5 protein-coding genes are annotated in these 13,593 nt (G+C 74.7%); all 5 read right to left on the bottom strand.

Going from position 1 to position 13,593, the window contains the following annotated elements; all coding sequences use genetic code 11:
* The coding region (locus AB0F15_RS15955) for a crosslink repair DNA glycosylase YcaQ family protein (protein WP_360270494.1) at window positions 1–738 on the bottom strand (738 nt) is incomplete at its 3' end.
* Window positions 739–745: 7 nt separating this feature from the next.
* Window positions 746–2,119: a cation:proton antiporter gene (locus AB0F15_RS15950; RefSeq protein WP_360270492.1), complete on the bottom strand. Its 1,374-nt coding sequence runs from the start codon at window positions 2,117–2,119 to the stop codon at window positions 746–748.
* 54 nt (window positions 2,120–2,173) lie between these two features.
* Window positions 2,174–3,046 carry a DMT family transporter gene (locus AB0F15_RS15945; protein WP_360270490.1) on the bottom strand — a complete coding sequence of 291 codons (873 nt, stop codon included), beginning with the start codon at window positions 3,044–3,046 and terminating at the stop codon, window positions 2,174–2,176.
* Window positions 3,047–3,155: 109 nt separating this feature from the next.
* The gene (locus AB0F15_RS15940) at window positions 3,156–4,019 is read right to left on the bottom strand and encodes a phytanoyl-CoA dioxygenase family protein (protein WP_360270489.1); all 864 of its coding nucleotides are present in this window, start codon (window positions 4,017–4,019) and stop codon (window positions 3,156–3,158) included.
* Window positions 4,020–4,041: 22 nt separating this feature from the next.
* Window positions 4,042–13,581, bottom strand: coding sequence for a beta-ketoacyl synthase N-terminal-like domain-containing protein (locus AB0F15_RS15935; RefSeq protein WP_360270487.1), 9,540 nt, complete (start codon window positions 13,579–13,581; stop codon window positions 4,042–4,044).
* Window positions 13,582–13,593 lie beyond the last annotated feature (12 nt).

The following is a 13,593-nucleotide window of genomic DNA, read 5'->3' as shown; positions in this document are numbered from 1 at the left end:
CCGCCGCCCCCCCCCCCCCCCGCCCACGGCTCCGACGGCGAGCTCGCCCGAAGCCACCAGCGCGTCGACGGCGGCCGACGCGTCGATGCCTCCTCGGCGGCGCAGTTGCACCAGCGCGCTTCGCAGGCTCGGCAACGGAACCGGCATCAGCTGCCGGGCCAGGTGGAGGGTCAGCTGCCGCGCGCACTCGTCCGGGTCGGCGGGGACCGGCGCCGGGGCCGCGGGGCCGTAGAGCTTCACGCCGTTGCGGCGCCCGGCGACCCGGACCAGCCAGTGCCGGTGCAGCTCGTCGAGCGCGTGCGTGGTGGCGGTCGATGTGCCGCCCCAGAGGTTCTCCACCCGGGCGTCGCCCAGGCGCGCGGCGACCTCCCGCGGGTGGACGACCCCCGCCTCGCCGACGAGGGCGAGGACGTCGGCGGCCACGCCCGAGGGCCGGTACGCGAAATCCGGCCGGCCGCGGGGGTCGGCCAGCGCGCGCAGCCGCGGGGTCATCGCGCCGTAGACGTGCAGGTAGCCCTCGTCCAGGCCGAGCCGGTCGTAAGCCCGCTCGAGGCCGCCCTCGCGGTAGCCGCGCACCCGGTGCCGCAGGATCAGGTCCTGGGCGCGGCCCGGGCTGCGGATCGGGTCGTACTGCACGAACTCCAGCGCCGCGACGACGTCGGACAGCGCACCCGGATCACCCAGGGTGGCGTGCACCGCCGTCGCGCGCAGGCGCCGGAGCCGGCTGGTCTCGCTCATGCGGCGATCATGCAGCGCGCACCGTGTCCTCCTCGTCCGGGGCATCGTCCGGGACATCCGGGACGGCCGGGACGGCCACGGCGTCCGGCGGCTCCGCGGCATCGAGGGCGCCCCGGTCGCGCTGGGGCCTGAGCCGGCTCAGCAGGGGCCCGGTCATCAGCGTGGTCACCACGGCCATGATCACCATCGCGGTGAACAGCCGCGTGTCGAGCACGCCGAGGCTCAGCCCGACGTTGAGGATCACCAGCTCGGTCAGGCCACGGGTGTTGAGCAGGATGCCGAGCGCGACCGACCGGCGCCCGCCGGCCCCGGTGAGGCGGGCCGCGCCGGCGGCGCCGGCGAACTTGCTCACGCACGCGACGGCGATCACCGCGAGCACGATCACCATCCCGCGCATCCCGAGCGTGCCGAGGTCGACCGAAAGCCCGGTGACGGTGAAGAACACCGGCAGCAGCAACAGGCTCATCTGCTCGATCCGGGCCGTCACCTCCGGCGCCCTCGCCGCGACCGGCTGCCGCGGCACCACGGCGCCGAAGAGGAACGCCCCGAACACGACGTGCAGGCCGATCAGGTCGGTCGTCCACGCGCAGGCCAGCAACCCGGCCAGCAGCACGGTGTGGACCGCGAGCTTGCTGCCCGCCCACTTCCGCTGCGGTGCCAGCAGCCACTTCAGCGCCGGCCGCACCAGGTACACCAGCCCGAGGACGAACACCGCCGAACCGAGGGCGATCCGGCCCAGCGGCCCCGGACCGCCCACGGTGACGACGGCGACCACCACGGCCAGCACGCACCACGCGAGGAAGTCCTGCACGGCCGCGCTGGCCAGCGCGACCGTGCCGAGCTTGCTGTGCTGGATGCCGCGCTCGGTCACGATCCGGGCCAGCACGGGGAAGGCGGTGATGGACATCGCCGCGCCGAGGAACAGCGCGGGCCCGAGCGGGCCCCCCACCTGCAGCTCGTGCCGGTCGAGCCACGGGTACAGCAGCAGGGCGAGCCCGGCGCCGAACGCGAACGGCAGCGCGACCGACGCGAACGACACGGCCAGCACCTGCTTGCCGACACCCCGCAACCGCGAAAACCGCAGTTCGTAGCCGACTCCGAACATGAACAGCACCAGGCCCAGCTGCGAAAGCACCGTGAGGTAGGGCCGGGCGGCCGGTGGGAACAGCACCTCCGTCAGGTGACCGGGCAGCAGCCCGAGCAGGCTGGGGCCGAGCGCGATTCCGGCGACGATCTCACCGAGGACGGCCGGCTGCCGCAGACGTTTCGCGAGCACGGCGAAGACGAACGCGGTCACGAGCAGCAGCCCGAGGTCGGCCAGCACGATGCCGGCCACCCCGTCGCCGCCGCCGGCGGAAGCGGCTTGGATGTGGGGAGTCACGGATTCGACCACCTTTGTGGGGAAGCCGTCCACGACGCCGGGGACGACCGGCACTCACTCCCGGTCGTACCGGACGCCGAGGAGGACGGCGAGGATCACGATGCAGCCACCGGCGATGCCGCTGACGGCGGGCACTTCGCCGAGGACCAGCCAGGTCCACACCGGCGTCATCGGCGCATCGAGGACGTCGATCAGCGCCGCGTCCCTGGAGGGCACCCGGCCGGAGCCGACGACCAGGAAGACGCGGCCCAGACCGAGGGTCACGATCCCGAACAGGGCCGAGACGGCGAACCCCTTCGGGTCGAACAGGTCGCGGTCCAGGAACGGGGCCGCGAGGAGGCTGGAGAGCAGGCAGGCCAGTGCGGACGCGGCGAGCATCGGCGTGTCCCGGTGCTGGCGGGAGATCAGGATGACCCCGGCCACGCACATCGTCATCACGAAGGCCAGGCCCATGCCGATCAGGTCGCCGCCGCTCAGGCCGGCGCCGGCCATCACGCCGACGCCGACGACCACGGCGGCGCCGGACACCCAGAACACCGGGGACGGCTTGCGCCGGAACAAGACCAGCTGGGCCAGCCCGACGACGATCGGGATGGTCGCGTAGATGACCGACACGTTGACCACGCTGCCGAGCCGGTAGGCCCCGACCAGGCTGGTCATCCCGACGGTGAAGAGCCCGGCCACGGCGAGCGCGGGCCAGCGGAAGTTGGCCCGGTCGGTCATCCGCTGCTTGGTGAACAGCCTGGCCACCACCCAGATCGCGAGGGCACCGAACACCCCGCGCAGGAACAGCACGTCGCCCAGCGACTGCGTCGTCGCCCGGGTGAACAACCCGATCGTGCTGAAGGACGTCGCGGATCCCAGCATCAGCAGGACGCCGACGACCCGCTCCCGGCGCGCGTGCGCGTCGCCGGCTTTCTCCCGCACCAACGGTTCCACGTCTGACCTCTCGTCGTCCACCGGATCAACCTACTCCCGTCCGTCCCGGCCGGGCGTCCGTCCACAGAGGACGACCGGCCGGGGACGACCGCGGTGGTCAGAACACCTGGGTCCCGCCGACGCTGTTGAGCTGCTCCGGCGCGAAGAAGGTGTGCTTCTCGAACACGGTGTCGTAGTCGCCGCGCGCGAGCGTGTCGTCGGGCAGCTTGTCGGTCGGGCGGTACGCCCGGTGCGGTGACTTCGACGGGTCCACCGGCTCGTTCGACCGCGCGTTGTAGACGCAGTGCATCAGCGTGCGCGGCCGGCCGGTGGTGTTGGGCAGCGACCCGTGGAGCATGTTGGCGTGGAAGAAGACCGCGTCGCCCGCTTCCATCTCGCACGGGACGACCTCGAGCCGGTCGAGGATCTGCGCGGTCCGCACCGGGTCGGCCACGTGCGCGCCGCCGACGTCGACCATGTCGATCCGGCCGAGCTTGTGCGAGCCCTTGACCACCTTCAGGCAGCCGTTCTCCAGGTTGTTCGAGTCGAGCGCGACCGAACAGGTGACGGTGTTCGGGTAGATGCAGTCGTCGTACCAGTAGGCGTAGCCCTGGTGCCAGTCGACCGCGCCGGGGACGTCGTCGCTCTTGCGGACGAGCTTGATGTGCCAGAAGTAGCTTTCCTCACCCAAAAGCAGCGAAGTGTTGTCGACCATCCGGGCCAGGCGCGGCAGCTTGCCGGCGTAGGTGTCGTTCTGCTCGCACCAGATGGTGACCTTCCACAGCTTCCCTTCGAGGTCGGGGATGCTGGACTGCGAACCGCGGATGTCGGGGTGGCTGTCGAGCTCGTCCTGCAGCGGGCGTACCTCTTCGGGCGAGAAGAGCCCGCGCTTGACGACGTACCCGTCCTCGTGGAACTGAGCGGCCTCGTCCGGGGTGAGCAGCCGGTCGGTGGCGGCCACCGGGGCGGCGATGGAAGTCATGTCCTGTCTCCTTCGGTTGTCTTCACTCGAGGTGTTCGGCGAGTCGGGTGACGTGCGGGGACCGCAGCATCGAGAAGTGGTCACCCGGGATCCGGACTACGGCAACGGAGGTACCTCCCAACTTCTCCTCGGCTTCGGCGGCCAGTTCGGCCGCGCGGCCGGGTCCGAGGCCGACGCCGGTGGCGGTCTCGGGCACGGCGATGACGATCGGGCAGGCCAGCTCGTCGACGACCTGCGGCGAGCGGGCGATTTCGCAGTTGGCGCGGTAGATCTCGTAGGCGCTCGCCCGGCTGTCACCGGACAGGCGGCTCGCGCCGCCGCCCAGCTCCAGCAGGTTCGCGAACTCTTCCTCGCTCGCGGCGCCGGCGGCGGCCGTGGCGACGGGTTCGCCGTCGACGACCACCAGCCGCCGCAGGGTCCGTCCCCGGCGCCGCAGCTCGACGGCGAGCGAGCAGGCGACCATCGCACCGAACGAGTGGCCGACGAGCGTGAGCTCGCCTTCCGGCTGCGCGCGCTCGACCTGGTCGGCCAGGTCGCCGGCCACCTCGACCACGTCGGTCCGGCCCGGCTCCCCCGCCGCGCGGGTCGGCGAAGCCAGCGTGACCAGCCCGCCCGGCGTCGTCAGCGCGCTTTCGAGATCGGGAGCGCCGTCGAGCCGCCCGAAGATGCCGGCAACGTAGAACACGGGGCCGGTGGCCGCCGGGGCGACCCGCGGCCGGACGGCCTCGGCGGCCGCCGCCAGCGTCGGCGCGTCGGACAGGTCGTTCAGCGGCACCCGGACCCCGCTGCGGCGCTCGATGACCGCGCGGACCTCGATCAGGTTGAGGGAGTCGACGCCGTTGTCGGCCAGCGACCGGTCCGCGGCCAGCTCGCCGGGCGCCACCCCGAGCACGGACGCCACCGCCGCGGCGACGAGGCCGGCGCCGTCCGACGCCTGGTCACCGGTCCCGCCCTCCGGTACCGCAGTGGCGGTCCCCGGGGCGTCCGGAGCGGCCGCCGGGCGGGGAAGCGCGGGCAGCACGGCGGTGCGGAACGGGTGCCGGCGCAGGACGGCCGCGCTCAGGTCGGCCGCGATGAGCGGCTCCCCGGTCCGGCAGGCCCGGTCCAGCAAGGGGAGCAGCGTGGCCGCGGGCAGGGGGTTCTCCCCCGCCCGGCGCAGCACGGCGTTCAGCCCGCGCCGGGCGGTGATGCCGACCCCGTCCCACGGTCCCCACTGCACGGCCACGACATCCGGCGAGGCGGCCAGGCCGTCCAGGTACCCGCAGGCCATGCCGTGCGCGGCCTGGCCCGCGTTGCCGAGCAGGACGCTGGTGGAACTGAACAGCACGAACCGGGCGGCCGTGCCGGCGAAGGCGGTCCGGAGGTGGTGGCTGCCGCGGACCTTGGGCCGCAGCACGGCCTCGAGGTCTTCGGCGCGGACGGTGTCGATCGTGCCGTCGCGCAGCACCGCGGCGAGGTTCAGCACGAGCGGCTTCGCCGAATCCGCCGTCACCCGCTCGGCCACTTCGCGGACCTTGGCCGCGTCGCCGACGTCGGCGGTCAGATAGCGGACCTGGACGCCGGTTTCCCCGAGCCGGAGGGCGAACCGTTCGGTGTCCTCGTCGAGGACGGTCCGGCCGACCAGCCACACCCGGCCGATGCCGTGGGCCGTGGCGAACCATTCCGCGACGGCGTGGGCGAGGTCGCTCGAGCCGCCGAACACCACCAGGGCGTCGTGGTCGAGCGGCTCGCCGTCCGGCGCGGGCCCGGCGGGTTCGACCGCGGGCAGCAGGAGCTTGCCGTCGCAGATCCTCGCGTTGACGTGCGGCGAGCCGTGCGTCAGCAGGGTGTTCACCTGCCGGACGGTCTCGCCGTCCGAACCGTGCCCGTCCACCGCGAGGGCCAGCGTCCGGACCCGGCGGTCTTCCGAGGCGGCGACCCGAGCCAGTGCCGCGGCCATCGCCCCGGCCGGCCGCACGGCGTCCCCGTCCGGGGTGCAGAGCACGAGGGTCTCCAGCTCCGGGAGCTCTTCGGCCCGCCGGACCGCGCGCAGCAGCGCGGCGGCGTACCACCCGGCCGCGTCCGCGTCCGGCTCGCCGAGATCGAACCGCAGCACGGCCGTGCTCACCGAACCGGGCAGCAGTCCCTCGACGTCCGCACCCGTCCCGACGTCGACGACGACCGGCGCGGGCCGGTCCGCCGGCCGCGGGTTCGCGCAGACGAACAGCCCCTCATCGGCGACGACGTCTTCGGCGGGCAGCCCGCCGCACGCCCGGAGCACGTCGACCCGCCCGAACCGGCCGCCCAGCAGGTCCCGCCAGCGCTCTTCGGTGAGCAGCGGGTGGTCCACCCGGGTGTCGTCGTCGAAGGACCACCAGCTGTCGAGCAGACCGAAGGTGAGGTCGATCCAGGCCAGCGCCTTCAGGTCTTCGACCAGCAGGACCACCCCGTGGGGTGCGAGGCGCCCGGCCAGCCGGTCCAGGGTGGCCCCGACATCGCGGGTGGCGTGCACGACGTCCACCGCGACCACGACGTCGAAGTCGTCGTCGAGCGCGCCGACCGACTCGTCGGAGTCGAGGTCGGCGGTCGCCGTGCGGAAGCCCGGGTGGTGCCCGAAGCGCTCGGCGGCGAGCCGGTTCAGCCCTTCGCTGAGGTCGGTGAACGTGTAGTCGGCGGCCGCCCCGAGCTCGCCGAGCGCGGCGAGGACGCCTTCGGTGGTGGCGCCGGTGCCGCCGCCGACCTCGAGGACCTTGAGCGGCCGGCCGGAGTGGGCGGCCGCCACGGACGCGACCACGCCCGCCAGGGCGGAGTTGAGCCGGTTCAGCAGGAACGAGCCCTGGTAGTAGGACCGCAGCCGGGCCGCGCCGGAGCCGCCGAACAGGATGCTTTCGCCGTCGAGTGAGCCGTCGAAGAACCGGGGCAGCCGGCCGGCGCAGTTCTCGACGATGGCCCGCTCGGCGTCCAGTGCGCCTTCCGGCGGCCCTTCCGCGGCGGCCGGTCGCGGGCGGTCGAGCAGGTTCCCGAAGGCCCGCAGGCGCCGGGCGTCCGCCGGGGTCGTCCCGGTCGCCCCGGCCAGGTACTCCCGGCCGCCCGCCGCGTCGAGGACGCGGACCGCGTGGTCCTCCAGCTCCCGGATCCGCCGCTGGTACTGCTCGACCTCCCCGTCCGGCGCGGACAGGGCCGCACGGGCCTCGTCGAGCGCCGCTGCGACCGGGTCCGGCAGTTCGGCGCCGACCGGCACGTGCGGCCGCCAGCCGAGCCGGTGGGCCACTTCGCCGCCCCGGCGGTCCCCCTGGAACCGGACGCCGGCGAGCTCGGTGACCACACCCCCGGTCTCGCCCGCCAGCGTGCCGGAAACGGTGGCAGGCCCGTCGGGGCCGACGGCCACCCGGCCGGCCGGCGCCGCGACCGCCCGCAGCCGGGCCCACGCCACGTGGGCGGGCATCCGGACGTCCTCCGCGGCCGCCAGGACGTCGGCGAGCTGCAGCACGCCGTCGACCGCGGCCACCTCGTCGGTGCCGATCCCGAGCCGGGTGCGGTCCCCGCGGGCTTCCGCCGGCCGCCAGAGCGCCGTCGCCGACGCCGGGCCTGCGGTGATCCCGGTGAGGCCCCGGTACCCGGCGCCGTAGTGCAGCCCCTGCTCCTCGAACCGCCGGTAGAGCCCGGCGGCGGCGACCGTGGTGCCGGAACCGTGCGGGATCGTGAGCGTCCGGACCTCGCCGGTGAGCAGGGCCGCGGCGTTGCGGGTCCACGCCTGCCCGGGCTGCCGGGTCGACAGGACGCACTCGGCGGGCGAGCCGGGGCCCACCGAAATCCGGGCCTCCACGACGTCGGTCTCCGCCTCGAAGACGATGGGCCGCTCGAACGAGACGTCCGCCAGGACGATGTCGGTGGCGTCCGGGCGCACCGCACGCCCGATCCGCGCGAAGAGGCGCAGGATGCCCGCGGCCGGGACGACCCAGCGGTCGCCGACCCGGTGCCCCCTGATCCAGTCCTCATCGGACGGAGCGAGGGTGAACGGCACGTCCGGGGCCACCAGGTCCCCGAGCGGCCCGCGCCGCGGCACGCAGCCGAGCGGCCGGATTTCGGTGCGGTCGAAGGGGTAGGAGGGCAACGGGATCAGCTCGCCGTCCGCCACCCCGTTGAGGGCGTTCCAGTCGAGCTCGCGGTCCGCCCGGTAGGCCGCCGCCGCGACCTTCCCGAGATAGCCGGGGACGGACTTCTTCAGGTCGCAGGCCAGCTCCGGGGCCGGCACCGCCCCGGCGGTCGCCGCGGCGCGCACCAGGCGCGAGAGCGTGGCGGAGAACCCGATCTCGACGACGAGCGACGCCTGCGGCGACCGGCCGAGGACCTGCTCGGCGGCGGCGAGGAAGTCGACCGGGGAGGTCAGCTGGGTCGTCCAGTACCGCAGGCCGTCCGGTTCGCGCGTGGTGCCGTAGGCCGCGTTCGAGCCGACGAACGCCACGGAAGCGGGGTGGGCCGGGACGGGGGCGCCGCGCTCCAGCTCGCCGGCCGCCGCCGCCAGCATCCGGCTGTGGAACGGCTTGCCGACGGGCAGCGTCGTCACGTGCACGCCCGCCGCGGAGGCGACCCGCCGCAGCTCCTCGAGCCGCGGTCGGGGGCCGGCCAGCACGACCTGGGCCGGCCCGTTGACCGCCGCGACGTCGAGGTCGAGCTCCGCCGCCAGCGCCCTCGCGCGGTCCAGCGAGCAGCGCACCTGGGCCATGAACCCGGCCGGGGCGGCGTCCATCAGGGTGCAGCGGGCCGCGACCAGCGTCAGCGCGTCCGGTTCGGCCAGCAGTCCGGCGCACACCGCGGCCGTGATCTCCCCCAGGCTGTGCCCGGTGACGACGTCGGGGGCGCAGCCGAACGACCGCAGCAGGTCCACCAGCGCCAGCTGGAACGAGAACTGCAGGACCTGTTCCCGGATGGTGCACGGTTCGCCGCACTCGCCGCCGCCGGTGTCCACCGGCCGCACCGGGTCGCCGGTGGGCCGGCCGACGTGCCGGTCGAACACCGCGGGCCCGAGCCGGGCCGAGAACGCCTCGAGCAGGGCCGGGAACCGCTTCGCGAACACCGGCCACCGGGACAGCCCGGCCACCGCGTCCCAGGAGAACCCGCTGCCCTGCCCGGGGAACGCCCAGACGGTCTCGCCGCGCACGGCCGCGGCCGGGAACTCGCGGAACGCCGGCGCGCCGGCGCCGTGGACGAGCACGCCCCGGTGCTCGCCGAAGTGCTGCCGGCCCTCGGTGAGGGTGCGGACCACGCTCGCCGCGGGCAGCTGCGCCGCGTCGTGGCCGAGCCGTTCGCCCAGCCGCGTCGCCAGTGCGTCGAGCGACTCCCGGCTCCGGCCGCTGACCGGCAGGTAGAGCGGGGCTTCGCGATCGCCCAGCGTCCCGGCGTCCGCGGCGGACGGCCGCGCCGCCGGTGAGCGGACGACGACGTGGCAGTTCGCGCCGCCCATGCCGAACGAGCTGACACCGCCGCGGACGGGCCGGTCGTCGGGCAGCTTGTGGCTCTCGGCGGTCACGGTGAACCGGTCGGTGCTCGTGAGGGCGGGGTGCAGGCCGGAGAAGCCGTACGTGCCGGGGAAGAGCCGGTACCGGACGGCCAGGCAGGCCTTGATGAACCCGGCGATCCCGGCGGCTTCGTCGAGGTGGCCGACGTTGCCCTTGACCGAGCCGACCAGGCACGGCGAGGACTCGCCCGGAGCGCTGAGCCGCGACGCGAGCAGCGCGTTCCACTCGATGACGTCGCCGATCGCGGTGCCGGTGCCGTGCGCTTCCACGAAGTCGGCCGCGGTGTCCGAAGCGCCGAGGGCGGCGTCGATCAGCCGGGTCTGCGACTCCGGGTTCGGCGCGCTGAAACCGGCCTTCACGGCTCCGTCGTGGTTGACGGCGCTGCCGACGACCTCGGCGTAGACGGTGTTGCCACCGGTGCGGGCGTCCCGGGCGCGCTTGAGGACGACGACCCCCGCGCCGTTCCCGAAGACGGTCCCGTCGGCGTCGCGGTCGAAGGGACGACACACGCCGTGGCGGCTGCGGACCGAGCCTTCGACGTACTCGTAGCCCTCCGGCTGCGGGTAGATGATCGACACGCCGCCGGCGAGCGCGAGGTCGCACTCGCCGGCCAGCAGGGCCCGGCGGGCCGTGTGCACGGCGGTGAGCGCGGTCGCGCAGGCGGCCTGCACGACGACGCTGGGCCCGGTCAGCCCGAGCCGGAAGGACACGGTCGAGGTGAGGTAGTTCCGGTCGGTGCCGATCCGTTCGGCCAGCGTGTTGTGCTCCAGGAACGGGGTGTCGTCGTCGGCCAGCCGCCGCGGCTCCACCTCGTTGAGCAGGTAGGTGCTCAGCCCGGCGCCCGCGAAGACACTGACGTTCTTGTCCGCGAGGCCGGCCACCTCGCCGGCGTCCTCCAGCGCCGTCCAGCACAGCTCGAGGAACACCCGCACCTGCGGGTCCATCCGCCGGGCTTCGGCCGGGCTGATCCCGAAGAACGCGTGGTCGAACGCGTCCACGTCGGTCAGGTGGCCCTGGGCGCGGACGAACGTGCTGCCGTCGGCGGGCGCCGTCACCGCGGAGGTCCCGTCGAGCAGGGTGCGCCAGAAGGTGTCGACGTCGGGCGCGCCGGGGAACCGGCCGGCCAGGCCGACGACGGCCACCTCGTCCGCCGCGGCCGGCTCGCGCCGGACGACGGCGGCCGGTCGGTGCGCCGGGGAGTCCAGGGCCCGCTGCAGGTCCCCGATGACGGGGTGGCGGAAGAAGTCGGCCACGGAGAGGCCGGGGTGGTCGCGGCCGAGCCGGGCCGCCAGTGACATCAGGCTGATCGAGTCCAGCCCGGCGTCGAGGAACCGGGACCGGTCGTCCACGGCCGGGTTGCCGGTCAGGGCGCGGACCGCGGCGAGCACGGTCGAACCGGCCGGGCCGGGTTCGGCGGCGGAACCGGTGGCCTGGCGGGCCGTGGCCGACTCCCCGGCCAGCTCCGTGATCGCCTGGAGGTCGGGTTTGTGGTTCGCCAGCCGCGGGATCGCGGCCACGAACAGCAGCTCGAACTCGTAGCCGTCGCCGAGGGTCCCGGCGATCCCGTCCCGGATCGGCGCCGGGTCGAGCTCCGCGGCGGGATCCTGCTTGGTCGCGACCACGACGATCTCGACCCCGCCGGACGGTGTCGGGTAGTGCACGGCGACGGCGTCGGCCACCCCCGCCGCGGCGGCCGTCTCCGCCTCCAGCGCCTGCAGGTTCACCCGGAAGCCGCGGCGCTTGATCACCCGGCTGTCCCGTCCGAGGATGTGCAGCCTGCCGTCGCGGTCGGTGAAGCCGACGTCGCCGGTGACGACCGAGTGGGCGCCGCGGCGGACGACCACCGCGCCGCTGAGCGTCGGCGGCAGTTCGGTGTCGTCCCCACCGACCACCCGCACCTCGACCCCCTCCACGGGGAGCCCGGCCGGCGGCCGGTCCGGCCAGCCCGCCGGCGGCCCGATCAGCTGGTGGCTGGTGACGTCCTGGGTTTCGGACATGCCGTACTGGTTGACCAGCCGCGCCGAGGTGCGGGAGAACCATTCGCGGATCTCGGGCGTGATCCGCAGGCTCCCGCCGGCGACCAGCACCTCCTTGAGCGCCGGGGGCGCCAGCGCGGGCTCCACCAGCGCGGACTCGGCCACCGGGCGCAGCAGCACGGTCGGCAGGTACACCTTCTCGACCTCGGCCGCGGCCAGGAACTCGAGCAGCTTCCGGGGGTCGTCGCGGACGTCCCCACCGGCCGCCACGAGGGTGCCGCCACCGCACAGCGTCGCGTAGATCACGTGGTAGGCGATGTCGAACGACAGCTTGGAGAACTGCAGCGTCCGCCGGGGCCCCGGGAACGTCCGCAGGTGCCACGAAACCAGCGACGAGAAGTCCGGGCGGCCGAACGGGATCGGCTTCGGCTGTCCGGTCGAGCCGGACGTCAGCGTGATGTACAGCGGCGGCTCGGGGCCGGGGTCGGGAGCGGGCCCGCGCGCGCCGACGACGAGCCGGCACGGCCCGAACGCCCCTTCGACCAGTTCGTCGTCCGGCCCGGTGCCGCGCACCGGGGAGCCGGGCAGCCGGATGACCGCGCCGATGCCCGCCACCTCGGCCAGCGCGCGCCGGGTGGCCGCCGGGCCGCGGTCGAGCCGCAGCATGGTGGCCCCGGCCAGGTTCACCCCGAGCACGCAGGCGATCTCGGCGGGGTGCTTGCGGCCGGTCACCGCGACGACCCGGCGGCCGGGCGGCAGCCGGCGGCCGAGGACGTCGGCGAGCGCCGAGGCGTCCGCCCAGAGCCGGCCGTAGGACACCGTGCCGGTGCCGGGTGCGTCGACGGCGACCGCGTCGGCCCGCGCCTCGACGACGGCGGCGAGCCGCTCGAGCACGTCGGGCCCCTCGTGCGGGGGTGGCGGAGATCCGCCGTCGCGGTCGCCCTCGACGCCCCGCAGTCTCGCGCCGAGGTGGTCGAGGACCTCCGGACCGACCACAGTGGACTCGAGAGTCACCTGCAGCCTGCCGTCGCCGTCGCGCCAGTGGTTGAGGACCAGCGCGTACGGCGTCCGGCTGACGGCCGGCTCGGACACCGGCCCGACGAGCTCTCCACGGTGGCCGAACAAGGTCCGCGGCACGAGGAGGACGTCGAAGGGGTGGGCCGGGTCGACCGCCGTGCGGAACCCGTCGTCGGCCATCACGTGCTGGAACGGCACCTTCGCCAGTGCACAGGCCCGCTCGTACTCCCGCTCCGCCCACTGCGGTCCGCCGTCGCCGGCCGGGAGGACGGCGATCCCGGGGTTGCCGAAGTACCCGAACCGCCCTTCCTGCGCCGGCGTGCAGCCGTCGAACGGGATCGCGACGAGCAGCTGCTCCCCCGGGACGAGGTGGGCGGTCGCGGCCCGCAGCCGCCGCAGGAGGTGCACCTCGTCGGGCTCGCCGGACGGGCCCGGGTCCACGACCCCGCTCCAGCGGTGGCCGCCGGGGTCGGGCTCGACCACCCGCCGCCGCAGGTCGCCCGGTTCGGTGATGGCCGCGGCGAGCCGGGCCACCTCCGCGTCGGCGTCGGCCGGCAGCCGTGGTTCGGCCACCAGCCGGCCGAGGTCCGGCCCGTCCGCGGCCGGCGGCCGGTCGTCGAGACCGGCGAGGAACAGCTCCAGCGACCGGTCACCGTCGCACACCAGGTGGTGGAACCGGCAGAACAGGTACGTCGCTTCGGGGGTCGCCACCAGGCCTGCCGACCACGGCAGGTCCCGGCCGAGGTCCCACGGTTGACCGGTGAACCCGGCGTAGAGCGAACGCAGCCGCGTGGGGTTCGCGGCCCGCAAAGTGGGCTGCACCGCGGCGAGGACGGCCTCGCGCGGCGGCAGCGACCGCCACACCGGCTCGCCCGCCGCCGCGTCGACGGTGGCCGACAGGAGCGGGTTCGCGGCGACGACCGTCAGGAGCCGCCGCTGCAGCTCCGCCACCCCGATCGGGGTGGTGAGCCGCGCGGCGCAGGCGATCGTCAGGTCGGTGCGCCGGGCGTCCATCGCCTGCATGAACCACATGCGGAGCTGGGACCGGGTGAGAGCGGTTTCCCTGTTCACGGTGCCCACTTT

Origin of the sequence: Amycolatopsis sp. NPDC026612, from assembly GCF_040638285.1 — a bacterium.
In the GTDB taxonomy this organism is placed as follows: domain Bacteria; phylum Actinomycetota; class Actinomycetes; order Mycobacteriales; family Pseudonocardiaceae; genus Amycolatopsis.
Note: the sequence above shows the minus strand (reverse complement) of the source record. Positions and strands in the feature narration are given on the sequence as shown.